Source organism: Chthonobacter albigriseus, from assembly GCF_013839445.1.
Lineage (GTDB): Bacteria > Pseudomonadota > Alphaproteobacteria > Rhizobiales > Pleomorphomonadaceae > Chthonobacter > Chthonobacter albigriseus.
Genome location: NZ_JACDIT010000013.1, coordinates 1 through 21,598, shown reverse-complemented (window position 1 = coordinate 21,598; position 21,598 = coordinate 1). Strand labels below are relative to the sequence as shown.

24 protein-coding genes are annotated in these 21,598 nt (G+C 69.2%); 11 read left to right on the top strand and 13 right to left on the bottom strand.

Annotation, left to right across the window (positions count from 1 at the left end):
• Positions 1-2 precede the first annotated feature (2 nt).
• The 9 genes from HZ321_RS21000 (at position 3) to HZ321_RS20960 (ending at position 9,136) form a co-directional block, all read left to right on the top strand.
• Complete coding sequence (locus tag HZ321_RS21000; protein ID WP_181704378.1) at positions 3-935, top strand: UPF0280 family protein; 933 nt, start codon at positions 3-5, stop codon at positions 933-935.
• Positions 935-1,513 carry an amino acid synthesis family protein gene (locus HZ321_RS20995; RefSeq protein ID WP_181704377.1) on the top strand — a complete coding sequence of 193 codons (579 nt, stop codon included), beginning with the start codon at positions 935-937 and terminating at the stop codon, positions 1,511-1,513. Before HZ321_RS21000 ends, HZ321_RS20995 begins: the two co-directional genes overlap by 1 nt.
• A 113-nt stretch (positions 1,514-1,626) precedes the next feature.
• On the top strand, positions 1,627-2,943 hold the full coding sequence (locus HZ321_RS20990) for an ABC transporter substrate-binding protein (protein ID WP_181704376.1): 1,317 nt from the start codon (positions 1,627-1,629) through the stop codon (positions 2,941-2,943).
• 362 nt (positions 2,944-3,305) lie between these two features.
• On the top strand, positions 3,306-4,187 hold the full coding sequence (locus HZ321_RS20985) for a branched-chain amino acid ABC transporter permease (RefSeq protein ID WP_181704375.1): 882 nt from the start codon (positions 3,306-3,308) through the stop codon (positions 4,185-4,187).
• Positions 4,184-5,131 carry a branched-chain amino acid ABC transporter permease gene (locus HZ321_RS20980; RefSeq protein ID WP_181704374.1) on the top strand — a complete coding sequence of 316 codons (948 nt, stop codon included), beginning with the start codon at positions 4,184-4,186 and terminating at the stop codon, positions 5,129-5,131. Before HZ321_RS20985 ends, HZ321_RS20980 begins: the two co-directional genes overlap by 4 nt.
• Complete coding sequence (locus tag HZ321_RS20975) at positions 5,119-5,868, top strand: ABC transporter ATP-binding protein (RefSeq protein ID WP_181704373.1); 750 nt, start codon at positions 5,119-5,121, stop codon at positions 5,866-5,868. Before HZ321_RS20980 ends, HZ321_RS20975 begins: the two co-directional genes overlap by 13 nt.
• Entirely contained in the window at positions 5,868-6,569 is a 702-nt protein-coding gene (locus HZ321_RS20970; protein WP_181704372.1) for an ABC transporter ATP-binding protein, read from the top strand. Before HZ321_RS20975 ends, HZ321_RS20970 begins: the two co-directional genes overlap by 1 nt.
• Positions 6,570-6,598: 29 nt before the next feature.
• Positions 6,599-7,999 (top strand): hypothetical protein, encoded by a 1,401-nt coding sequence (locus tag HZ321_RS20965; RefSeq protein ID WP_342343897.1) that lies wholly within the window; start codon positions 6,599-6,601, stop codon positions 7,997-7,999.
• A 78-nt stretch (positions 8,000-8,077) separates the two neighbouring features.
• Entirely contained in the window at positions 8,078-9,136 is a 1,059-nt protein-coding gene (locus HZ321_RS20960; RefSeq protein ID WP_181704370.1) for a dipeptidase, read from the top strand.
• 30 nt (positions 9,137-9,166) lie between these two features.
• On the opposite strand, the gene gndA is transcribed toward HZ321_RS20960, so the two are convergent.
• The 6 genes from gndA to HZ321_RS20930 all read right to left on the bottom strand — a co-directional run bounded on the left by gndA (position 9,167) and on the right by HZ321_RS20930 (position 14,006).
• Positions 9,167-10,588 carry an NADP-dependent phosphogluconate dehydrogenase gene (gene gndA / locus HZ321_RS20955; protein WP_181704369.1) on the bottom strand — a complete coding sequence of 474 codons (1,422 nt, stop codon included), beginning with the start codon at positions 10,586-10,588 and terminating at the stop codon, positions 9,167-9,169.
• A gap of 113 nt (positions 10,589-10,701) precedes the next feature.
• Positions 10,702-10,992 (bottom strand): hypothetical protein, encoded by a 291-nt coding sequence (locus HZ321_RS20950; RefSeq protein ID WP_181704368.1) that lies wholly within the window; start codon positions 10,990-10,992, stop codon positions 10,702-10,704.
• A gap of 229 nt (positions 10,993-11,221) precedes the next feature.
• Positions 11,222-11,947 (bottom strand): Bax inhibitor-1/YccA family protein, encoded by a 726-nt coding sequence (locus HZ321_RS20945; protein WP_181704367.1) that lies wholly within the window; start codon positions 11,945-11,947, stop codon positions 11,222-11,224.
• Positions 11,948-11,964: 17 nt separating this feature from the next.
• A complete protein-coding gene (locus HZ321_RS20940) occupies positions 11,965-12,720 on the bottom strand; it encodes an anti-sigma factor (protein WP_181704366.1) in 756 nt (251 codons plus the stop codon).
• Complete coding sequence (locus HZ321_RS20935) at positions 12,710-13,252, bottom strand: sigma-70 family RNA polymerase sigma factor (protein ID WP_181704365.1); 543 nt, start codon at positions 13,250-13,252, stop codon at positions 12,710-12,712. The genes HZ321_RS20940 and HZ321_RS20935 overlap by 11 nt, the downstream gene beginning before the upstream one ends.
• 76 nt (positions 13,253-13,328) lie before the next feature.
• Positions 13,329-14,006, bottom strand: coding sequence for an exopolysaccharide biosynthesis protein (locus tag HZ321_RS20930; protein ID WP_342343896.1), 678 nt, complete (start codon positions 14,004-14,006; stop codon positions 13,329-13,331).
• Between the two features lie 391 nt (positions 14,007-14,397).
• On the opposite strand from HZ321_RS20930, the gene HZ321_RS20925 reads away from it, so the two are divergent.
• Positions 14,398-15,135 (top strand): LuxR C-terminal-related transcriptional regulator, encoded by a 738-nt coding sequence (locus tag HZ321_RS20925; protein ID WP_181704364.1) that lies wholly within the window; start codon positions 14,398-14,400, stop codon positions 15,133-15,135.
• 218 nt (positions 15,136-15,353) lie between these two features.
• Here HZ321_RS20925 and HZ321_RS20920 read toward each other — a convergent pair whose 3' ends face one another.
• From HZ321_RS20920 to HZ321_RS20910, 3 genes are all read right to left on the bottom strand, one after another.
• Positions 15,354-15,614, bottom strand: coding sequence for a hypothetical protein (locus HZ321_RS20920; RefSeq protein ID WP_181704363.1), 261 nt, complete (start codon positions 15,612-15,614; stop codon positions 15,354-15,356).
• 146 nt (positions 15,615-15,760) lie between these two features.
• The gene (locus tag HZ321_RS20915; protein WP_181704362.1) at positions 15,761-16,402 is read right to left on the bottom strand and encodes a hypothetical protein; all 642 of its coding nucleotides are present in this window, start codon (positions 16,400-16,402) and stop codon (positions 15,761-15,763) included.
• 126 nt (positions 16,403-16,528) lie between these two features.
• Positions 16,529-16,864 (bottom strand): hypothetical protein, encoded by a 336-nt coding sequence (locus tag HZ321_RS20910; RefSeq protein ID WP_181704361.1) that lies wholly within the window; start codon positions 16,862-16,864, stop codon positions 16,529-16,531.
• A gap of 152 nt (positions 16,865-17,016) precedes the next feature.
• Between HZ321_RS20910 and HZ321_RS20905 the strand changes: the two genes are divergently transcribed.
• On the top strand, positions 17,017-17,340 hold the full coding sequence (locus HZ321_RS20905) for a hypothetical protein (RefSeq protein WP_181704360.1): 324 nt from the start codon (positions 17,017-17,019) through the stop codon (positions 17,338-17,340).
• Here HZ321_RS20905 and HZ321_RS20900 read toward each other — a convergent pair.
• From HZ321_RS20900 to HZ321_RS20885, 4 genes are all read right to left on the bottom strand, one after another.
• A complete protein-coding gene (locus tag HZ321_RS20900; RefSeq protein WP_181704359.1) occupies positions 17,307-18,119 on the bottom strand; it encodes a DUF1206 domain-containing protein in 813 nt (270 codons plus the stop codon). The two genes, HZ321_RS20905 and HZ321_RS20900, sit on opposite strands and share 34 nt — an antisense overlap.
• 382 nt (positions 18,120-18,501) lie before the next feature.
• The gene (locus HZ321_RS20895; protein WP_181704358.1) at positions 18,502-19,296 is read right to left on the bottom strand and encodes an ABC transporter permease; all 795 of its coding nucleotides are present in this window, start codon (positions 19,294-19,296) and stop codon (positions 18,502-18,504) included.
• Positions 19,293-20,081: an ABC transporter ATP-binding protein gene (locus tag HZ321_RS20890; protein WP_181704357.1), complete on the bottom strand. Its 789-nt coding sequence runs from the start codon at positions 20,079-20,081 to the stop codon at positions 19,293-19,295. The genes HZ321_RS20895 and HZ321_RS20890 overlap by 4 nt, the downstream gene beginning before the upstream one ends.
• A 67-nt stretch (positions 20,082-20,148) precedes the next feature.
• Positions 20,149-21,177: an ABC transporter substrate-binding protein gene (locus HZ321_RS20885; protein WP_181704356.1), complete on the bottom strand. Its 1,029-nt coding sequence runs from the start codon at positions 21,175-21,177 to the stop codon at positions 20,149-20,151.
• Between the last annotated feature and the right edge of the window lie 421 nt (positions 21,178-21,598).

Sequence of the window (21,598 nt, the reverse complement as noted above, 5' to 3'; positions counted from 1 at the left end):
CGATGGGGTTCGATGCGCCGACAATCCAGAGGCTGACGGGCGGGAGGTTGCACCTCTCGCACGGGCCGATGGACGTGGTGCTGAAGGCCTGGGGCGACGAGGCAGCCGTGGCGGCTGCGGAACGGGCGGCAGCGGCGCGGTTCGGGGGGATCCTCGGCGAACTCTGCGCGGAGCTGGACGCGTTGCGCCGGCCTGTGGACGGCGGCGCGGAGGAGCCGGTCTCGCCGGTGGGGCTGCGGATGGCGCGCGCGGTGCGGCCGTTCGCGCCGGCGTTCATCACGCCGATGGCGGCGGTGGCCGGGGCAGTGGCGGACGAGCTGATGGCTGCCTTGCGGAGCGTGCCGGGGATCGAGCGGGCCTTCGTGAACGACGGCGGGGACATCGCCGTGTGGTGCGGGCCGGGGACAGCGCTGGATGTGGCGGTGGCGGCGGATTTTGGCGAGTGGCCCGAGCGGGAGGCCTATGATCGTGCGGTGCCGGGGCTCAACGGCCTGGTGCGGGTGACGGCGGGAGACGGCGTGGGCGGGATCGCGACCTCCGGGGCGCGCGGGCGGTCGTTCTCGCTCGGGATCGCGGACAGCGTGACCGTGCTGGCGGCGGACGCGGCGGCGGCGGATGCGGCGGCGACGATGATCGCCAACGCGGTGGACGCGGACGATCCGGCGGTGGTGAGGCGGCCGGCGCGGTCGCTCGACCCGGACAGCGATCTCGGCGAGCGGCTAGTGACGGTTTCAGTCGGGCCGCTCTCCGCGCGGACGCGGGCGGCGGCGCTGGAGCACGGCGCGGCGGTGGCCGGGGCGCTGATGCGGCGGGGGCTGGTGATTGCGGCGTTCCTCTCTCTGCAGGGGGAAACGCGGGTGGTGGCGGACGCGACCCTGGACCGGGTCGCGAGCGCGAGGCCGACGGCTATCGAGAGACGGAAGAGGATCGCGTGATGTTCGACGTGCGCAAGATCGTGACCGCAGTGGAGGAGATCCGCCACGACGGTGGGCCGCCGCTGCAGGAGCCGGTGCGCAAGGGCTGGGTGGCCGCGGTGGTGCGCAATCCGTTCGCCGGGCGCTACGAGCCGGAACTGGAGAGCGCGATGGAGCTGCTGAAGCCGCTGGGGCTCGTCTGCAGCAGCCGCCTGCTCGCGGCGCTGGGCGGCGACGAGGCGGCGATCGAGGCCTACGGCAAGGGATCGCTGGTGGGGTCGGCCGGCGAGGTTGAGCATGGCGCGCTCTGGCACGTGCCGGGCGGATACGCGATGCGGGAGCTCCTGGGCAAGGCGCTGTCGATCGTGCCTTCGGCCGCCAAGGTGGCGGCGATGGGCGCGGCGATCGACATCCCGATCCACCACCGCAACGCCGCCTATGTGCGCAGCCATTTCGACGCGATCACGGTGACGGTCCCGGACGGACCGCGCGCCGACGAACTCGTGTTCATCCTGGCGATGACGACGGGAGGACGGCCGCATGCCCGGATGGGCGGCCTGAAGCAGGACGAGATCTCCAAGTGGGATGGCCAGCGGTAAAACCATCGCCGGCCGGATGTTGACGTGCATTCCTGTGGTAATCTGTTAGGCAACTCGACAGGGCGGAGCGCCGGGGGACAACGGCCCCCGCCCGAACCAGACGGAGGCGGGACATGACTGACGACAAGAAGACGACGGCACCGGCCAGCACCCTGACGCGGCGCGATGCGTTGAAAGGCCTGGCGCTGACCGGCGCCGCGGCGGCGGGCGGGCTGACGCTCGGCCCGGGGTTCGTGCGCTATGCGCAGGCGCAGAGCTCGGCGCCGATCAAGATCGGCTTCCAGGTGCACCGGACGGGCATCGGCGCCGCCTACGGGCGCTGGTACGAGCGGACCACCACGGCGGCTGTGAAGCTGATCAACGAGGCCGGCGGCATCAACGGGCGCCCGGTGGAGGTGATCGCGGAGGACGACGGCACCGATCCGAAGCGCGGCGCGGAGGTGGTGGAGAAGTTCGCCACCCAGCACAAGACGGACGTGGCGTTCGGCACGCTGTTCAGCCACGTGGTGATCGGCTCGGCGCCGCGGGCGGGCGAGCTGAAGCTGCCCTATTACGTTGTCTCGGAAGGCCATCACGTGGCGTCCGGAATGCTCAACCGCTACACCTTCCAGCCCGGCATCACGGACGTGAAGAGCCAGGTGCAGTCGATGGCGCCGTGGATCGCGAGCAACCTCGGCAAGAAGGTTACGATGATCTATCCGGACTTCGCCTTCGGATACGACCACCGCGACTACTTCTCCGCCGCGATGAAGGCGCAGGGCGGCGAGGTGACGACGCTGATCCCGGTGCCGCCGACCGAGACGAGCTTCACCCGCTACTTCCCGAACATCCCGTCCGACACGGAAGTGCTCTACCACGTGATGGTGGGACCGGCGGTGCTGACCTTCGTGAAGGAGCTCGGCGAGCACTTCGGATCGGAACACCCCAAGCTGTTCGGCTTCATCGACAGCCTGGAAGCGGTGGACCTCGCCAGCCCCGGGCTGGAGTTCCTGGAGAACAGCTACTTCTGGGAGGCGTTCCCGCGCCATGCGGGCGCCAGCCCGAGCGCCTTCGACACGTTCTACCGGGAGAAGGTGGGCGTGGACGCCAACGGGGCGAGCACCAGCGATCCGGCCGACATCTCGACCTACAGCCACATGTTCGGCTGCTGGGAGACGCTGTTCATCCTGAAGCATGCGATGGAGGCGGCCGGCTACCAGGGCGAAGCCGATCGGGCCAAGCTGATCGAGGCGACCGAAGCGATCACCACGATCGCCGAGGGCAACGAGCATCCGCAGGGCGACAAGGTGTTCAACGGCAAGACCCATCAGGTGTTCGGCCACCAGAACATCACGCAGGTGAAGAGCGGCAAGGCGGAGGTGGTGCACCGGACGAGCATCGAGGACGGGATGTATCCGGACGAGACGGACTACACGAAGCAGGCGTTGTGAGGGGATAGGGGCGGTAGGCAGCCGAGGGGGTAGGGGGGCGGGTTTCCTTTGGATCTTCGACCCCCACTGCCCACTCCGGCTGCTCCGCTCCTTTTCCCGCATGCCCCTTGTACCCTGCCCACTCGAGGTCTTGGTCCGCGCAGGCGGACCACCCACGGGTTCGTGTGCTTGGCTTGGATGGGCGTTGGGGTGTGCAGCGCGGTCCGGGAAAAATGCGTGGGTGGTCCGCCTACGCGGACCATGACGGGTTAGGGGGAGGGGTTTCCGGTCGGTTGGGGCGGTGATGCCCCCACACTTTGTCCCTGCCCGCAAGGGGGAGGGACGCGGTTGGCGTAGGGTGGTCTGGCTTCGGGAGATGGCGCTTGGCTTTTGGTCCTCATCTGCTTCTTGCCCTCCTGGAGGGGACGGTGACGGCGGCGGTGCTGGCGTTGATGGCGCTGGGGTTGTCGCTGGTGTTCGGGGTCATGCGGGTGGTCAACGTGGCGCATGGGGAGTTCTTCATGCTGGGCGCGGTGACGGCCTGGGCGATCTCGCATTTCGTGCCGGGGCATCCGGCCGTGGGATTTGCGGCGGCGTTCGTGGGGGCGCCGCTGGTCGTGGGGGCGGTGGCGCTGGGGGCGGAGCGGCTGGTGCTGCGCCGACTGGGGCACGACCCGGAGGCTACGATCGTGGCGACGATCGGGCTCCTGTTCATTCTGCAGCAGCTGGCGCTGACCTTCTTCGGGCCGGACGCCCGGCCGGTGCAGGCGCCGTTCACCTACCGGGTCGTGTTCCCGTGGTTCGGCTACTCCGGCTACAAGCTGTTCGTGGTGGCGGCGGCCGTGGCGCTGCTGGTCGGGGCGTGGTTCGTGCTGACGCGCACGAAGCTCGGGCTGGTGATGCGGGCGACGCAGTTCGACCGGGAGACGGCGCAGGCGTTCGGCATTCCCGTGGACACGGTCTACGCGGCGGTGTTCGCCGTGGGGGCGATGCTGGCGGCGGTGGCGGCGGTGCTGATCGTGCCGATCCAGCAGGCGCACTACCTGATGGGGCTGGATCCGCTGCTGCTGTCGTTCATCGTGGTGATCATCGGCGGCCTGGGGAGCCTGAAGGGCACCATGGTGGCGGCGGTGGTGATCGGGCTCTCCGACGGGGTGATCTCGGTGTTCTTCACGCCGACGCTCGCCAAGATCCTCGGAACCCTGCTGGTGGCGCTGGTGCTGGTGGTGAAGCCCGGCGGGCTCTATGGGACGGCGCCGCGATGAGCCGCGCGGTTCTGCTCCACGTGGGGGTGATCGCCCTCCTGTTCGCGCTGCAATTCGTGCTGAGCGACTACCATCACCTGACACTGACGCGGGTGATGATCCTGTCGGTCTACGCCATCGGGTTCAACGTGCTGTTCGGCTACACCGGGTTGCTGAGCCTCGGCCACGCGCTGTTCTTCGCCACGGGGCTCTATGCGGCGGGGCTGAGCGCGACCTATTGGGGCTTCACTGCGCCGACGGCCTTCGCGGCGGGGATCGCGGCGGGGCTGGCGGTGTCGCTCCTGATCGGGGCGGTGGCGCTCCGGACGACGGGCGTGGCGTTCATGATCGTGACGCTGATGTTCGCGCAGGCCGGGCACCTCGCGACGCTCTATTTCGGCGACATCACGCGCGGCGACGAGGGGATCGTGCTGCCCGAGGCGAGCCGGAAGTTCGCCATGCTGGGCGCGACGGTGGACCTCGCCGACGCGGGGTTGCGGTTCAACCTGGCGCTGGTGCTGCTGGCGGTGACGATCGGGGTGTCGCTCCTGATCGTGAAACGGCCGATCGGGCGGGTGCTGATCGCGATCCGCGAGAACGAGCCGCGGACGCTGATGCTGGGCTTCGACAGCTTCCGGACCAAGCTGTTCGCCGTGGTGGTGTCGGGCACGATCTCGGCGGCGGCCGGCGCGGCGACGGCGCTGGCGTTCGGCTACGTGGGCTCGACCTTCGCGTCGATCCAGTACTCGATCTATCCGCTGCTGTGGACGCTGCTGGGCGGGGCGGCGACGGTGCTGGGGCCGGTGCTCGGGACGCTGGTGATGTTCCACCTGGTGGACCTGGCGAGCGGCTACACCACGGCCTCGCTGCTGGTGGTGGGCGTGGTGCTGGTGCTGCTGGTGCTGTTCTTCCCGAAGGGGATTCTCGGAACCGTGCGCGCGAGGTGGCTCCCATGGCTGCCGTGACGCTTCTGAAAACGGAGGGGCTCCGGCGCCGGTTCGGCGGGCTGGAGGCCGTGGGCGGCGTGGACTTCACGCTGACGGCCGGCGAGATCCGCGCCGTGATCGGGCCGAACGGGGCCGGCAAGACGACCTTCGTGAGCCTGATCTCGGGCCGTGTAGCGCCGACGGCCGGGACGATCACCTTCGAGGGTGAGGACGTGACCGGGCTTCCGGAGTTCAAGCGGGTGCGCCGGGGGATCGCCTATACCTTCCAGATCACCAGCGTGTTCCCCAAGCTCACCGTGTTCGACAACGCGGCGCTGGCGGCGCAGAGCGCGCTGACAGGCGGCGCCGGGTTCGGGCACGGGGCAACGCCGGCGGCGATCGAGGCCCGGGCGATGGAGGCGCTTACCCGGGTGGATCTGGCGAGCCGACGGGAGCAGGCGGCGGGTACGCTTGCCTACGGGCACCAGCGGCTGCTGGAAGTGGCGATGGGCCTGGCGCTCGATCCCAAGCTGCTGATCCTGGACGAGCCGACGCAGGGGCTTTCGGACGGGGAGATCGAGGGGTTCATCGCGCTGACGCGGACGATCGCGACGCATGCGACGGTGCTCCTGATCGAGCACAACATGAAGGTGGTGATGGATCTGGCCGACCGGATCACGGTGCTGGACCACGGCAAGGTGCTGGCGGAGGGTACGCCCGCGGAAATCCGCGCCAACGCCGCCGTGCAGGCCGCCTATCTCGGAGGGAGCGCCTGATGCTGGAGGTGAGCGGGATCGACTGCTTCTACGGCGACGTGCAGGTGCTGCGCGGGCTGTCGCTTTCGCTGAAGACGGGCGAGGTGCTCTGCCTGATGGGGCGCAACGGGGCGGGCAAGACCACGGCACTGAAGGCGATCATGGGGCTGGTCCGGGCGCGCGCCGGGCGCATCGTGCTCGATGGCGTCGACATCGGGCACCTGCCGGCGCACGAGGTGCCGCGGCAGGGGATCGGATACGTGCCGCAGGGTCGGCGGCTGTTCAGCGAACTGACCGTGCGGGAGAACCTCCTGATCGGGCAGATGACGCGCAAGACCGGGCCGGCGGCGCTGGAGCGGGCGGTGCATCTCTTTCCCGTGCTGAAGGAGCGGATGGAGCAGCGCTCCGGCACGCTGTCGGGCGGCGAGCAGCAGATGCTGGCGATGGCGCGGGCGCTCTGCCTGGAGCCGAAGGTGCTGCTCCTGGACGAGCCGACCGAGGGGCTGATGCCCTCCATGATCGCGGCGATCCGGCAGTCGGTGATCGAATTGAAGCGGCACGACGTGGCGACCATCCTGGTGGAGCAGCGGGTGGACGCGGTGCTGCCGGTGGCCGATCGGGTGGCCTTCGTGGAGAACGGGACGGTGCGGGACACGCTCCCGGTGGAGGCCGTCAGGGCCGACCACGGGCTCATCGACCGCTATGTGGGGGTGGGGCACTGACCATGGCCGGGGGGCGGAGCTGGTCGGGAGTGCTGGGTGCGCTGCTGCTGGTCGGCGGGGCGGGACCGGCGCTGGCGCACGGCTCGGAGCGTGGCTTCGTGATGCTGCTGCCGACCGGCCACGTGATGGCGGGCGGGGCGGCGGCGGTGGCGGCGAGCTTTCTGGCCGCCGCGCTGATCCCGGAGCGGGCGGGGCGGGCGATCGCCGCGGCGCGGCTGCGGCTCGGGACGGTGCCGGCGGTCGATCCGACGTGGACGAGCACGCTGTCGGCGGTGATCGTGCTGGCGCTGGTGGCGGTGGGGTTCCTCGGCTATCCGGACCCGCTGACCAATCCGCTGCCGCTGTCGATCTGGACGGTGTGGTGGGTTGGGTTTCCGCTGGCGCATGCGGTGTTCGGGAACCTCTGGGCGTATCTCAACCCGCTGACGGGGCCATATCGGTTGCTAGACCGGTGGCTCGGGGGCGAACTCAAGGCGGCGGCGCGGCCGCTGCCCGCGGGGCTCGGATACTGGCCGGCGATCGGCGGGTTCCTCCTGTTCGCCTGGTTCGAGTTGGTGAGCCTGAAGCCGGACGAGCCGGAGACGCTGGCGACGGCGGTGTCGATCTACCTGATCCTCTCGTTCGCGTGCCTGGCGACGTTCGGGGAGGAGGACTGGATGGGGCGGGGCGACCCGTTCGCGCCGTTCTTCCGTTTCGTGGCGCGGCTGTCGCCGCTGGTGTTCGAACGGCGGGACGACGGAAGGGTCGCGGTGGTGCTTGCGCTGCCGGGGGCGGGGCTGGTGCACGCCAAGCCGATGCCCGTCACGGGCGTCGCCTACGTGCTCCTGACGCTCGCCACCGTGTCGTTCGACGGGTTTTCGAAGACGTTCACGTGGCTGTCGTTCATCGGGATCAATCCGCTTGAGTTTCCTGGGCGCAGCGCGGTGACGGGAGCGAACACGGCCGGGCTGCTGGCGGCTTTCGCCGTGCTGGCGGGGGTGTTCTTCGCGGCGACGGCGATCGGATGGGCGGCGGCCGGGCGGCCGGGGCGGTATGCGGACGCGGCGGGGCGGGCGGTGCTTTCGGTGGTGCCGATCTCGATCGCGTTTCATCTGGCGCACTACCTGACGGCGCTGCTGGTCAACGGGCAGTATGCGTTGCTGGCGGCGAACGATCCGCTGGGACTGGGCGCGAACCTGCTCGGGCTCCGGGGCATGCAGGTGACCACATCGTTCCTGACGTCGGCGGCGGGGTCGACGCGGGTGTTCGCGGTGCAGACCGGGGTGATCGTGGTGGGGCACGTGGTGGCGGTGGTGGCCGCGCACCTGGCGGCGGCGGCGGTGGCGCGATCGCGGCGCGAGGCGCTCGCGATCGAAGCGCCGCTCGCGGCGGTGATGGTGGGCTACACGGCATTCGGGCTGTGGCTGCTGTCGACGCCGACAGCGGGATGACGGGCAAACGGGCGTGACGGCTTCGCGGCGGGTTGGTATGACCTATGCCGCAGCGCACACTTCAGGCAGAGAGATCCCATGGACGATCTGGTTCCGGTTTTTGACGGGCACAACGACGTGCTGCTCCGTCTGGCAAACCGCAAGGACAAGCCGGGCGAGGTGGCCTTCCTGGAGGGGACGCGGGACGGACAGCTGGACCTTCCGCGGGCGCGGCGCGGCGGGCTTGTGGGCGGCCTCTTCGCTGTGTTTCCGCCGAGCCCGGGCAATTTCCGCTTCGACAGCTTCATGACCGGCGACGGCTACGACGTGCCGCTGCCCGACGTCCTCACCCGGGACGCGGCGCGCACCTCGACGCTGGCGATGGTGGCGCTCCTGTTGCGGATCGAGCGGGCGGGCGAAGGCGCGGTGTCGATCTGCCGGAGTGCGGGGGAGGTTCGCGGGGCGATCGCGCGCGGGTCGCTCGCCACGGTGCTCCATGTGGAAGGGGCGGAGGCGATCGATCCGGACTTCGCCATGCTGGACGTGCTTTACGCAGCGGGGCTGCGATCGCTCGGACCGGTGTGGAGCCGCCCGAACATCTTCGGGCACGGGGTGCCGTTCCGCTTCCCGAGCGGGCCCGACATCGGCCCAGGGCTGACTGAGGAGGGGAAGGCGCTGGTGAAGGCTTGCAATGCGCGGCGGATCCTCGTTGACGTCTCGCATCTCAACGAGAAAGGCTTCTGGGACGTGGCGGCGATCACCGACGGGCCGATCGTGGCGACGCACTCGAACGTCCATGCGCTCTGCGCTTCGGCCCGCAACCTGACGGACCGGCAGCTGGCGGCCATCCGCGAAAGCGACGGCATGGTGGGGCTCAACTTCGCGACCGCGTTCCTGCGGCCGGACGGGCAGATGCGCGCGGACACCGACCTGGAGCACGCCGTGCGGCACGTGGATGCGCTGATCGAGGCGGTCGGCGAGACGCGGGTGGGCTTCGGCTCGGACTTCGACGGGGCGATCATCCCGGCCGCGATCGGGTCGGCGGCCGGGCTGCCGGTGCTGATCGAGGCGCTGGAGAAACACGGCTACGACCGGCCGCTGCTGACCAAGATCGGCACGGAGAACTGGCTGAGGGTGCTGGAGAAGACGATCGGCTGAAGCGTCGGCGGAGACGATCCGCGCCAGGTATCAGTCAATGCCGGAGCTCCAGGGGCCGTGGTGGGCGCCGGGGCGGTCGAGCCGTTCGAAGCCGTGGGCGCCGAAGATGTCGCGCTGGACCTGGATGAGGTCGGCGGTGGTGCGGGTCTGCGCCAGTGTCTGCAGATAGGCGAGGCCGGCGGCAAGAGCCGGCACGGCGCGGCCCTCGGTGAGCGCGCCGGCGACGACGCGGCGCATGGCGGGCAGGCAGTCGGCGAGCAGGCTGCCGAGCTGCGGGTCGAGCAGGATCGAGGCCGTGGATGGATCGGCGTCGTAGGCGGTGGCGATGCGGTCCAGGAAGGCGGAGCGGATGATGCAGCCGGCGCGCCAGATCCGGGCGATGCGACCGAGCGGCAGCGACCAGCCGAACTGGGCCGACGCGGCGGCCATGGCGGCGAAGCCCTGGGCATAGGCGAGGATCTTGCCGGCGATCAGCGCCTTCTCCAGGTCGAGGACCGCCGCCTCGTCCGCGGGCCGGACGGGGATCGCGGGCAAGGCGTAGCGGGCGGCGACGGCGGCGCGAAGGGCGCGCATGGCGGAGATGCCGCGCGCGTCGACGGCCGCGCCGATGGCGGAAGCCGGAACGCCGAGATCGAGCGCCTCGATCGCCGACCAGCGGCCGGTTCCCTTCTGGCCCGCGCTGTCGACGACGAGGTCGACGAGGGGCTTGCCGGTGTCGGCATCGACCGTGCGGAGGGCCTGGGCGGTGATCTCGACGAGGTAGCTGTCGAGCGGGCCCTTGGACCAGCCGGCGAAGACGTCGGCAATCGCCGCGGGCGCGAGGCCGTGGGCCTGGCGGAGCAGGCCGTAGATCTCGGCGATCATCTGCATGTCGGCGTATTCGATGCCGTTGTGGATCGTCTTGACGAAGTGACCAGCGCCGTCGGCACCGACGTGGGCGGCACAGGGGTCGCCTTGGTAGCGGGCTGCGATAGCGGTAAAGACCGGCTCGACACGGGCGACGGCGTCCGTGGCGCCGCCGATCATGATGGAGGGCCCGTGGCGGGCACCCTCCTCGCCGCCGGAGACGCCGACGCCGAGAAAGTCGAAGCCGAGGGCGGTCAGGCGCTTGTCCCGGCGCAGGGTGTCGCGGAAGTTGGCGTTGCCGGCGTCGATCAGGATGTCCTTGGGATCGAGCATCGGAAGCAGCTGCTCGATGGTGTCGTCGACGGGTGTACCGGCCTTGACCATGATGACGACCGGCCGCGGCGGGCGAACGGCGGCGCGCAAGTCCTCGATCGTGCGGCAGGGGATGAGGCGTTCGGCGAGCGGGCCGGCCTCGAGCATGGCCGCTTCCGTGCGTTCGACGGTGCGGTTGTAGACCGCGACCGTGAAGCCTTTCTCGGCCATGTTGAGCGCGAGATTGCGGCCCATCACCGCCATGCCGATGACCGCGATATCCGCCAGAGCCATGGAAACCCTCGTCAAAAATGAGAAGCGCAGCCGATGAGGCGATTGGCGCTACCGATAGCCGAAGGTCGTAGTGGTGTCGAGACGTGGGCGGTCAGAAGAGCGTGAGCGGGATCTCACGGCGCCGGGGGCGGTTCCTCGAAGCAGTCGGTGCCGAGAATGAAGCCGTGGACGGACTGGCGGCCGCCCATTTCGGCCAGCGCGGCAGGCCCCCAGAAGACGGAATAGGCGAGCGGCACGCCGGAGGGCCGATCGAGGTAGAAGACGCCTTCGGCGCGGGAGAGGATCGCCTCGCGCGCCATCGAGCGGGTGCAGACGGCGGCGTTGTCGGCGTGCACCACCCAGAGGCCGAGACCGAGGGCGGCGTAGACGATCGCGAGCAGCACGAACGTGCGGATAAGGCGCATGGCTTGGATGTGTCCCCCAGGGCTTACGCATCATGCGGCGTCGTGCGTGCAAATGCGAGGGGGCCGGGGAAGGCCGATGCACGGCCCCGCAGAGGGGGGCCGTGCCGGACCGGTGCGGAGAGAGAGGGGTGACCGGTCCGGCACGGTTCAGGTCAGCATAAGGGGATCGTTCCGGTGGAGAGGCGCGGGCGGGCGAGGTCGGGCGATCGCCGGCCCAGTTACCCCACGATCACTCCTCGCGCTGACCAGTCAGGTGAAGCAGCATCTGGAAGAGGTTGATGAAGTTCAGGTAGAGTGACAGGGCGCCGAACACCGCGAGCTTCTGGTTCACGTCCTCGCCATAGTGCTCCGCGTAGTTCTGCTTGATGTTCTGGGTGTCCCAGGCGGTCAGGCCGGTGAAGACGATCACGCCGATGACGGACACCGCGAACTGGATGGCCGACGACCCGATGAAGATGTTGACCAGGCTGGCGATGACGATGCCGATCAGGCCCATCATCAGGAACGAGCCCATCTTCGACAGGTCGGTCTTGGTGGTGTAGCCCCACAGGCTCATCGCGCCGAACATGGTGGCGGTGATGAAGAAGGTGCGGGCGATGCTGGCGCCGGTGAACACCAGGAAGATGGACGCCATGGAGAGGCCCATCACCGCGCAGAAGGCCCAGAAGAGCATCTGCGCCGTGCCGGTCGAGATGGTCTCGAACTTGAACGAGAGGAACATCACGAAGCCGAGCGGGGCGAGCATCACCACCCACTTCAGCGGGCTGGAGAAGATCGGCACGTAGAGCGCCGGCGTGTTCGCCACGAAGTAGGCGATCAGGCCGGTGATGACGAGGCCGAGGCCCATGTAGTTGTAGACGCGCAGCATGTGGCGGCGCAGGCCCTCGTCGAAGAGGGCGTCCTGCTGGCCGGCATAGGCTCCGGGCCGGGAGTAGGCGACATTACGGTCGATCATGGTGGCTCCTTCGATGATCAATACAAACTGGAAGCGAGCTGGACGGCTTCCTCACGGATCTCGCGCTCCGGAAGCGATCCCGACAGCGCGTAGGCGGTGCGGCCGACCTGCCAGTAGACGGTTTCGCCGGCCTCGGTGCGGGTGGCGACCGGGCTGATGACGTCGAAACCGTCGGTGACGGCGGCGAACAGGAACAGACGGCCGCGCTCGGCGGCGTCGACGGTGACCTCGATGGACGGGCCATCGTGGGACGGGAAGACCTGGACGTCCTCGATCCGCCACGTGCGCGGCAGTTCGGGCAGGGCGATGCCGGTGCCGCGGGCGAGTTCGGCACGGTCGATCTCGTGGGCCTGCGGCTGGGCGAGGCCGGCGCGCAGGACGGCCGTGCGGTAGGCGTGGACGGCATCCTCCACGAAGGCCGGATGAGCGGCGACGGCCGTGGTGGGCGCGGCGACGAAGGCGTGGGCGAACCAGCCGGCGCCGACCAGGATCACCACGGCGGCGGCGCGGCGCAAACCGTCCAGCGCGCCGCCGCGGGCGAAGCGACGGGTGAGCGCGGCGGCGGCGCCACGCACCACGGGGCTGGCGGGGACGGGCGCGCCGAGCGCGGCGCGGAGGGCGTCGCGGGTGGAAAGGTCGGCCATCACGTGGGCCGCGTCATCGGGGCGGGCGGCGAGCCAAGCTTCCACCTCGGCACGGCGGTCGAGCGGCAGCTGGTTGTCCACGTAGGCGAGGAGGTCGTGCTCGCCGATGTCGAGGTCGTCAGGATGCATCCTGGCCTCCGATGATACGAAACGCGGGCGGGCGGCGGTCGGTGCGGCCCTCGCCCTCGAAACGGCGGAGCGCCTCGCGGGCGCGGGACAGGCGGGACATGACGGTGCCGACGGGGACGCCGAGCGCGTCGGCGGCCTCCTGATAGGCCATGCCCTCGATGGCGACGAGGTGGAGGACGGCGCGCTGGTCCTCCGGCAGGTCGTGGAAGGCTTCGACGACGCGGGTAAGGCGGGCGCGGCCCTCCTGCTCCGGCTGGGCGTGGGTCTCTGCGGCGGCGCCGAAGGCTTCGACGCGACGCAACTCGGCGACGCGGCTGCGGCGCTGGCTGACGAAGGTGTTGTGCAGGATGGAGAGGAGCCAGCCGCGCAGGTTGCCGCCGCGGCGGAAGCTGGCTTCGGCCTCCAGCGCCTTGACCAGCGCCTCATGGACGAGGTCGTCCGCTTCCGTCGTGCTGCCGCGGACGAGCGTGCGCGCGTAGCGCAGCATCGCGTCCAGGTGGCTCGAGACATCAAGAGGTGCGGGCTTCGTCATGCCCCGTATACGCGTAGTTCGAAAAACGTATTCCGTGGACAAGGAAAAAAGTTCGCCAGTCGTACGGCCACGGGGGTCAGAAGAGGGCGTGCCAGAAGGCCTTGACGCCGATCCAGAGGGCGCCGGAGATGGCGACGAGGACGCCGACGGAGATGACGGCGGTGATCCAGCCGACCAGGGCGGCAACGCCGTCGCGCTGGAGAAGGGCGAGGGAGAAGAAGGAGATGGCCAGGCCCGGCAGCATGTTGCCGAGGGGAATGGGCAGAAACAGGATGACCGCCAGGAGCAGGCAGGCGATGCCGATCAAACGGTCGCCGAGCGGACCGAACATGACGAGCAGGCGCGGCGCGAGCAGACGCTCGGTCCAGCGCAGGTAGGGCAGGGTGCGGCCGATCAGGTTGCGGAAATCGGCGCGCGCGATGGAGCGCTCGCGGATCGCGGGCGGAAGCCACAGGGTGCGGCGGCCGACGGCGAGCTGGGCGGCGATCAGCAGCAGCGGCGCGCCGAGCACGGCGGACGTACCAGGCGGCAGCGGGATGACGTTCGGGACGGCGAAGATGAACATCAGCGCGCCGAACACGCGGTCGCCGAAGGTCTCGATCAGCTTGATGAAGGTGATGCGCTCGTCCGGCTCCTCGCCGAGCAGGCGAAGAACGGTGGAAAAGCGGGGTGGGCGCGAGCGGGAGCGCCGGCGGGCCAGGAATGTATCGAGGCGCCGATGGCCGTGCGAGCCGTCCTCCGTCTGTTTCTTCACCGCGGCTTCACCCGTTTCTCCGCCATCCAACCCGACATCCGCCACGTCCTACCCCATTTCCATCGCGAGCGCCGCTGCTCCAGCCGCACGACCGGTCGGATGTGAGCGCCGACCGCGGCATTTCAAGGGCGCGAGCGTTGTACAGTCGCGCGTCCCCGGTCAAGCATTGGCAGGGCCGCATGTTCCCGCCGGAGGCCGGCGGCGAGAAGAATCGTAGCAGCGGTTGGCTTCCGCGGCGTGAACGCGCGACGCGGGCGTTTCCGCTGGTTACCAAAACATCAAGAGTTTGCAGGATGATGACGGCGCGGTTGATGCCGGCGTTGACAGGATTGCCTCACAAGGACCATGTTGCATCGCGAAAGCGCCAAGAAGAAACGTGCGGGGGGAGACGATGGAAGACCCAGCGATGCTGGACGCGATCAGCCGAGGAATGCCCGTGGACGGTGAAGCTCAAGGTTCTGAACGGGCGAACGGCGTCGCGGTGCATGCGACGACAACGGTGATCGTGGCCGACGACCATCCCATCCTGCGCGAATCCCTGCTGTCGTTTCTGGGGCGACGCTTCCGTTTCTCCGAAGTGCTTGAGGTGGGGAGCTATCCCGACCTCATCCAGCTGGCGGCGGCGGTGAAGGGCGACCTCCTGATCATCACCGACCTGGTGATGCCGGGCATGAAGGGGCTGCAGTCGCTGGCCGACATCCGCTCTGCCGCGCGGCACGCCAAGCTTGTGGTCTACTCGTCCATCGCCAGCAAGGGCCTGGCGGAGGCCTGCCTGGCGCAGGGCGCCGACGCGGTGATCGGCAAGCGTGTGGAGCGCGATGCAATGCAGGCGGCACTCGCCGACGTGCTCGCCGGCAAGACGGCGACGGTGATCGCGGAGGAGGGCTCCTCCATGTCGCGCGACATCCTGGACCGGGCAACCGCCGTGGTGCAGCTCTCGCCGCAGCAGACCCGTGTGTTCCAGATGCTGGGCGACGGGCTCCTCAACAAGCAGATCGCCTACAACCTCGGGATCTCCGAGGCGACGGTGAAGGCGCATGTGGGCCGGATCCTGGAAGTGCTCGGCGTCTCCAGCCGCAGCAAGGCGGCAATCTGCGCGGCCTGGATGCAGGAGCACGGGCTGCTGTGAGGCGGGGCGGCTGACGCGGCAGGGTTGGACGACCTGTCGCGCGTGCCCAGGCCGTGATGGTCCGCGCTGGCGGACCCCCTTTGCGTTCTGCGGAATTCCCCCCGGTCGCGCCAAACAGCTGGGGGGCGATTGAGAAGTCGTGGGTGGTCCGCCGGCGCGGACCACCCACGACGGAGTGTGAGGGAAACGGGGTGGCGGCCTGCCGTGAAGTCGGCAGGTCAAGTCCGCGCGGATTCCATGAAGTGGTGGAAGGCGTGGATGAGGCTGGCGGCGTGGGCGCGGTCGCCGCGGATGAGGGCGGCGCGGATGTCGTCGCGGATCATCCGCTTGATGGTGTCGACACCGTCGGCCCGGTGTAGGAGGTAGTCGGCGAGCGCGGCCGCGCTGATCTCCGGGACATGCTCGTGCTCGGCGATGGCCTGGACCTCGTCCTCGGTCAGGCCAACCATGTCGATGATGTCGTCGCGGGTGATGTTCATGGCCGCTCCCTCCGGTGAGCCGCTGACGCGGTCTTCTTCCACAGGGAGTGTCGGCGTCATATTACGTTCATGCAATCCGTTCTAATCCGCAGCCGGTGAGGGATCCGCCCGCCGACGATGCGGCGGGCGGACGGTCCCTTCGGCGGTCAGCCGCCGCCGATAGAAAGGCCGCGGCCGCCGACGCCGACATTGACGCCGCCCGAGTTGTTGCTGCCCGGGCCGGTGCCGCCGCCGCCGATGTCGGCGTTGATGCCGCCGGTGTTGCCGGAGGCCGCGTTGTCGCCGACGCCGATGTTGAGGCCGCCATTGTTGGAAGCGGCGGCGCCGTTGCCCGCCCCGACGTTGATGCCGGACGGATTGCCGGAGGCGGCCCCGTTGCCGACGCCCGCGTTGATGCCGCCGGTGTTGCCGCTGCCGGACCCCGCGCCGACGCCCGCGTTGATGCCTCCGGTGCTGCCCGCAGACCCGCCGCCGACGCCGACCGAAGCGGTTGCCGAACCGGTGCCGGTGATGAGCCCGATCAGGCCGCCGGGGCCGTCGTCCTGTTCGCCCATCGGCGTGTCGGACGGGGCGGCGGACATGTCCTCCTCGGCGGGGGGCGCCGCGGCGGCGGCCGGAGTAGCCGCGCGGGGCTTCGGGCCACATCCCTCCTGGGAAAGACGGACGAGTTCGGTGCGGGTGAGGCTGCCGGCCGACGCCGCGCAGAGGGCGCCGGTGTCTTCGGCGAAAGCGGGGGCGAAGACGGGGGCGACGGCGACGAAGCCGGCAAGGACGATGATGATTCGCATGGATCTGGCCTCCTCGTTGACCCCACCGCGCTTAGGATGGAGCAACGAGGATGGGGGCCGGATCGTTTGCCCTCGCCGTCGCCGAGAGTTAACAGCCGGGCAACGGCTTGACGGCAATTGGATCGATCACTGAGGCGTGGTTTCGCCTTCAGGCTGCTGCTCGGGGACAGCCGACGGAGGAATCACCGGCGTGGTGCCGGGGTTGGGATCAGGGGCGGGCACCTGGATCTCGCCGTCGCTGACGGCCGGCGGTGTGATCACGCCGCCGGTGGCGCCGAGCTGCTCGCTGAGGTTCTCGCAGGGGCGTTCCTCGCCGGTCACGTCGTCCGTGCAGGGCGGCTGAGGGGCGGGAAGGGTGGTGGCATTGTTCTCCGGTGACGGCGGCGGGGTGGCGGTGCCGGCGGCGACCGGGCCGGAGGCGGCCACCAATGCGGCGACGAAGGCGAGCGTAACGGGTTTCATGGCATCCATCCTTTTGCGTGTGGCCGGCGAGAACACCGGCGTCCTGCAAGGGAATGGACGGAAGGCGCGGCGCGTTCCATCAAGGCTGCGGGAGCGGAACATAACGCGGACATGGGGGGTTAAGGAGGCCCCTGACCCGCCGAGTGTCCGAAATGCAGCCCTGGCCCGCCGTTCTTCTCAGCCTGATCCTGGTCGCCGGGGATGCTGCCGGCGCAGCGGCCAACCACGGGCAGGTCTCCCTTTCCGTGCAGCCGGCCGAAGGCTTCGCTGTCGGCGACCTCCTGCCGGAAACCTACGAACTGGTGCCGGGGCGCGATTACGAAGGATTCTCCACGGTACGGCTCGACGGGGTGCTGCTGGTCGTAGAGCCGCGATCGCGGACGATCGTGCTGATCGTGGAGGCGGAGGACCAGCCGTCGGACCGGCTGATCCCGCCGGTCGTTCAGATGCGAGACCCCGCCTTCGAGATACGGTGAGGCAGGTTCGGGGTGCGGATGTCGATGCGTCGGTAGAGGGCCTCGATGCCGCTGTAGGCGGCGAAGGCGACCAGCCCGAGACCGATCAGGAGCAGCAGTCCCCAACCGAACGGCATGTCGCGGACGGTTTCCAGGGCGTCGCGCAGCTGCGGCGGTTCGGCGGATCCGCTCGCGGTCCAGGCGCGCCAGCCCATCAGACCGGCGAACACCAGGAAGACGATGCCGCGGGCAATCAGGCCGGTTTGTGCGACCGGGCGGATGCGGTCGAGCGTTTCGCGGTCGCAGGAGAGGTACTTCTCGTAGCCGCGCTTCCAGGCCTTCACCGCATGCGCACTGGCGGCGGCGAGGAAGGCCAGGGCGAGAAGGGCCGCGACGGCGCGGCTGCCGAGAAAGCCGACGGCCTCCTGGACCATGCCGTTGGAGCCGCCACCCTCCGAGCCGCCGTTGCCCATCACCAGGGAGGCGGCGGACACGGCGAGACCGGCGTAGGTGACGGCGGCGATGAGCAGGGCGGCGCGGATCGCCAGACCCTTCCAGCTGGTGCCGTGACCGTCGGGATCGGAGATCGCCTGAACAAGGCGCCAGGCCGCGTAGCAGGCAAGGCCGAGCGCGACCAGGCCGAGCAAGATCCTGCCGAACGGACCGGACAGCACCGTGAGAAGCGCGTCGTCGGTGTTCTTGGTCTCGCCGGATCCGACGGCGGCGAGGACGGCGAACCAACCGACGATGAGATAGACGACGCCGCGGGCGGCGTAACCGAGGCGGGCAAGGGACTGCATGAACGACCTCCTGAGGCGGAAGCCGAACGGTGAGGGATGGGAATAGTTCCTGGGGAGGGGAGAGCGGGCAGGGGGCGGGGGGCAGTAGGCAGGGGCAGTGGGCAGGCAGGGGGCGGGTTGCAGTGGGTCGCGTACCCCTCAACCGTCATGGTCCGCGGAGGCGGACCACCCATGCCTTTCTCCGCGCTCAGGGCCAGCGCGCTTTTCGTCGGCAAAACAAAGTCGTGGGTGGTCCGCCTTCGCGGACCATGACGGCGGAGGGGGGGACGGCGGAGTGGCGGGACGGCGGAGTGGCGGGACGGCGGAGGGGGTGGTCCGCCTTCGCGGACCATGACGGGGGCGGTGGGGTCCGCCTCCGCGGAGCGTGACGTGGGGACGGCGGCTACTGGGCGAAGCCGGAGCGGTGGGCCCAACCGGTCATGCGCTTTTCGACCCAGGCCATCAGGGCGTAGGCGACGATGCCCTCGATGGCGAGGACGAAGAGACCGGCGAAGACGAGGGGGACCTGGAAGTTGGACTGGGCGGTGAGCATCATGTGGCCGACCCCGCTGTTGGCGGCGACTGTTTCGGCGATGACGGAGCCGACGAAGGCGAGGGTGATCGCGACCTTGAGGGAGCCGAAGAAATAGGGCAGCGCGCGGGGAATGCCGACCTTCAGCATGATGTCGAGCTTCTTGGCGCCGAGCGCCTTGAGGACGTCCTCCATCTCCGGCTCGATGGTGGCGAGACCTGTGGCGACGTTCACGACCACGGGAAAGAAGGAGATGAGGAAGGCGGTGATGATCGCCGGGACGGTGCCGATGCCGAACCAGAGCACCAGGATCGGAACGACGGCGACCTTGGGGACCGAGTTGAAGCCGATCATCAGGGGATAGAGGCCGGCATAGATGGCGCGGGACCAGCCGACCAGAAGGCCGATGGCGAGGCCGCCGACGACGGCAAGGGCGAAGCCGGCAAGGGTGGTCATCAGCGTCTGCAGGCCGTTCTTCCAGATGGCCTCCCAGAACTCGATGGCGGCCAGAAGAATGGCGGTGGGCGTGGGGAGCACGTAGGGCGGCACGCCGAGGATGCGGACGACGACCTCCCAGATCACGAAGAGGGCGATCGTGTAGATCCAGGGTGAGAGCTTGATCCAGTCGATCTCGCGCGGGGCGGCGGGGCCGGTCGGGGTGGTCATGCGGCGGCCCTCGCTTCACGGATGTGGCCGCGCAGTTCGTGGACGACGTCCTGGAAGGCCTGGGTGTAGTTGATCTCCAGGTCGCGCGGGCGCGGGAAATCGACGGTACGCTCGGCGAGGATGCGGCCGGGGCGGGCACTCATGACGAAGATGCGGTCAGCCAGGAACACCGCCTCGCGGAGGTCGTGGGTGACCAGGATGACGGTGAAGCCGCGGGCCGCGTGCAGGTCGCGGATGACGCACCAGAGCTCTTCGCGGGTGAAGGCGTCGAGCGCGCCGAAGGGCTCGTCGAGCATCAGGAGGTCCGGCTCGTGGATGAGCGCGCGGCAGAGGCTGGCGCGCTGCTGCATGCCGCCGGAGAGCTGCCACGGGAACTTGGAGCCGAAGCCCTTGAGGCCCACGGTCTCCAGGAGGAGCTCGGCCTTTTCCACGTATTCGGCGCGATGCTTGCGCAGGCGCGAGCGGTGTGGCTGGGCGATCTCCAGCGGCAGCATCACGTTGTCCAGCGTGGTGCGCCAGGGCAGCATGGTGGGGTTCTGGAAGGCCATGCCGGCCATGGTGACGGGCTTCGTCACGCGGTTTCCGGCAACGGTGACAGTGCCTTGGAACGGAAACTGAAGGCCGGTGGCGAGCTTCATCAGCGTGGACTTGCCGCAGCCGGAGGGGCCGACGACGGCGGCGAACTCGCCGCTGCGGACGGAGAGGCTGCAGCCCTCCAGCGCGATGGTGCCGCCGGCGCCGCCGTAGCGATGCGTGACGTCATCGAGGATCACAGGCACGGACATGGGCGGGTGTCTCCGGGACTGGGGGAAGGCGGACGCCCGGTCGGCGGGCGTCCGTTCGGGCCGGAGATCAGGGGAGCATGCGCTCGGCGGCCGGTGGCAGGAAGTCGGAAACGAAGACGTCCTCGGCCTTGACCGGGGCCTTGAACTCGTAGCCGAAGCCGATCTGCTCGATGGACCGGGCGAGGCGTGCGTAGTCGACGCCGCCGAAGCCGCCGGCCTTCACCGCATCGGTGGCGATGTTGTCGGCGATGGCCATCTTGAGGCGCTCCAGCTCCACCTCCTTCTTGGCGACGTCGTTGCGGGCGAGGACGAATTCGACCGCCGCGTCCGGATCGGCGACCGTATCCATCACGCCCTTGATGGTGGCCTTGACGAAGCCCTTGACGGCCTCCGGATTCTCGTTGGCGAAGGCCGGATTGACCAGGACGGCGTTGCCGTAGAGGTCGAGGCCGTTCTTCGACATGAGGATCACGGAGATGTCCTCAGGGGGTACGCCAGCGGCCTTGAGGTTCATGAAGACCGAGAAGGAGAAGCCGAAGACGGCGTCCACCGCGCCCTGGGCCAGCATGGGCTCGCGGACCGGGAAGCCGATGCTCTCGATGGTGACGGAGGCCGGGTCGATGCCGTTGACCTTGGTGAAGGCCGGCCACTGGGCGAAGGCGCCGTCCGGCGGAGGGGCGCCGAGCTTCTTGCCCTTCAGGTCCTGCCAGGTGGTGACGCCGAGGCTCTTGCGGCCGACGATGGCGAAGGGCGGCACGTCGTACATCATCATGACGGCCTTGACGTCGAGGTCCGGGTTCTGGTCCCGGAACTTGACGACGGAGTTGATGTCGCCGAAGCCCATCTGGTAGGCGCCGGAGGCAACGCGGGGCAGGGCCTCGGTGGAGCCGGCGCCGGTGTCGATCGTGACGTCGAGGCCCTCGGCCTTGTAGTATCCCTTCTCCAACGCGATCAGGAACGGTGCGGACGGCCCCTCGAACTTCCAGTCGAGGGTGAACTTGATCGCCGTGTCGGCGAGAGCCGATCCGGCGGAAACCAGAGCGGCGGCGGCCGCCAGCAAACCCGCACGAACAAACCGGCCTGCATCAAACGCCATGAGATGAACTCCTTGATCGATCGCTTCTTCCCAACCGATCGCATCTTTCAAGGAGCATGCCAGCCGCCGTTGCACGGGAAACGGGCGGTTTCTGACAGGGCGGTCTAGGCGGGATGGTCAAAATATCTGATGCAGTGCCTAGAATTTGGGCGGGATTCGACCATCCAAGGGCCCGTGTATGCGGGTCGGTGATCGGTCGAACATAGTCGTGGATGGTACGCCTGCGCAGACATGACGCCGGGGAGGGAGTGGTGGTGGCCGGCCTGCGCCGACCATGACGGCGAAGGGGGCATGAAAAAGCCCTCCTCCGTTGCCGGAGGAGGGCGAGGTGGTGGTCCAGGTCAGATCACTGCTTGGCGTCGGCCCAGCTCTTCACGAGCTCGTCGTAGTTGACGGTGATGGGCTTTTCCTTTTCGTTCTC

Coding starts and splice junctions, on each gene's coding strand:
- HZ321_RS20920 (WP_181704363.1), bottom strand. CDS start 15,614: ATGAACATCACCCGCGACGACATCATCGACATGGTTGGCCTGACCGAG.
- HZ321_RS20925 (WP_181704364.1), top strand. CDS start 14,398: ATGGAAGACCCAGCGATGCTGGACGCGATCAGCCGAGGAATGCCCGTG.
- HZ321_RS20950 (WP_181704368.1), bottom strand. CDS start 10,992: ATGCGCCTTATCCGCACGTTCGTGCTGCTCGCGATCGTCTACGCCGCC.
- HZ321_RS21000 (WP_181704378.1), top strand. CDS start 3: ATGGGGTTCGATGCGCCGACAATCCAGAGGCTGACGGGCGGGAGGTTG.
- HZ321_RS20910 (WP_181704361.1), bottom strand. CDS start 16,864: ATGAAACCCGTTACGCTCGCCTTCGTCGCCGCATTGGTGGCCGCCTCC.
- HZ321_RS20975 (WP_181704373.1), top strand. CDS start 5,119: ATGGCTGCCGTGACGCTTCTGAAAACGGAGGGGCTCCGGCGCCGGTTC.
- HZ321_RS20905 (WP_181704360.1), top strand. CDS start 17,017: ATGCAGCCCTGGCCCGCCGTTCTTCTCAGCCTGATCCTGGTCGCCGGG.
- HZ321_RS20990 (WP_181704376.1), top strand. CDS start 1,627: ATGACTGACGACAAGAAGACGACGGCACCGGCCAGCACCCTGACGCGG.
- HZ321_RS20960 (WP_181704370.1), top strand. CDS start 8,078: ATGGACGATCTGGTTCCGGTTTTTGACGGGCACAACGACGTGCTGCTC.
- HZ321_RS20970 (WP_181704372.1), top strand. CDS start 5,868: ATGCTGGAGGTGAGCGGGATCGACTGCTTCTACGGCGACGTGCAGGTG.
- HZ321_RS20995 (WP_181704377.1), top strand. CDS start 935: ATGTTCGACGTGCGCAAGATCGTGACCGCAGTGGAGGAGATCCGCCAC.
- HZ321_RS20945 (WP_181704367.1), bottom strand. CDS start 11,947: ATGATCGACCGTAATGTCGCCTACTCCCGGCCCGGAGCCTATGCCGGC.
- HZ321_RS20885 (WP_181704356.1), bottom strand. CDS start 21,177: ATGGCGTTTGATGCAGGCCGGTTTGTTCGTGCGGGTTTGCTGGCGGCC.
- HZ321_RS20940 (WP_181704366.1), bottom strand. CDS start 12,720: ATGCATCCTGACGACCTCGACATCGGCGAGCACGACCTCCTCGCCTAC.
- HZ321_RS20895 (WP_181704358.1), bottom strand. CDS start 19,296: ATGACCACCCCGACCGGCCCCGCCGCCCCGCGCGAGATCGACTGGATC.
- HZ321_RS20935 (WP_181704365.1), bottom strand. CDS start 13,252: ATGACGAAGCCCGCACCTCTTGATGTCTCGAGCCACCTGGACGCGATG.
- HZ321_RS20980 (WP_181704374.1), top strand. CDS start 4,184: ATGAGCCGCGCGGTTCTGCTCCACGTGGGGGTGATCGCCCTCCTGTTC.
- HZ321_RS20890 (WP_181704357.1), bottom strand. CDS start 20,081: ATGTCCGTGCCTGTGATCCTCGATGACGTCACGCATCGCTACGGCGGC.
- gndA (WP_181704369.1), bottom strand. CDS start 10,588: ATGGCTCTGGCGGATATCGCGGTCATCGGCATGGCGGTGATGGGCCGC.
- HZ321_RS20900 (WP_181704359.1), bottom strand. CDS start 18,119: ATGCAGTCCCTTGCCCGCCTCGGTTACGCCGCCCGCGGCGTCGTCTAT.
- HZ321_RS20915 (WP_181704362.1), bottom strand. CDS start 16,402: ATGCGAATCATCATCGTCCTTGCCGGCTTCGTCGCCGTCGCCCCCGTC.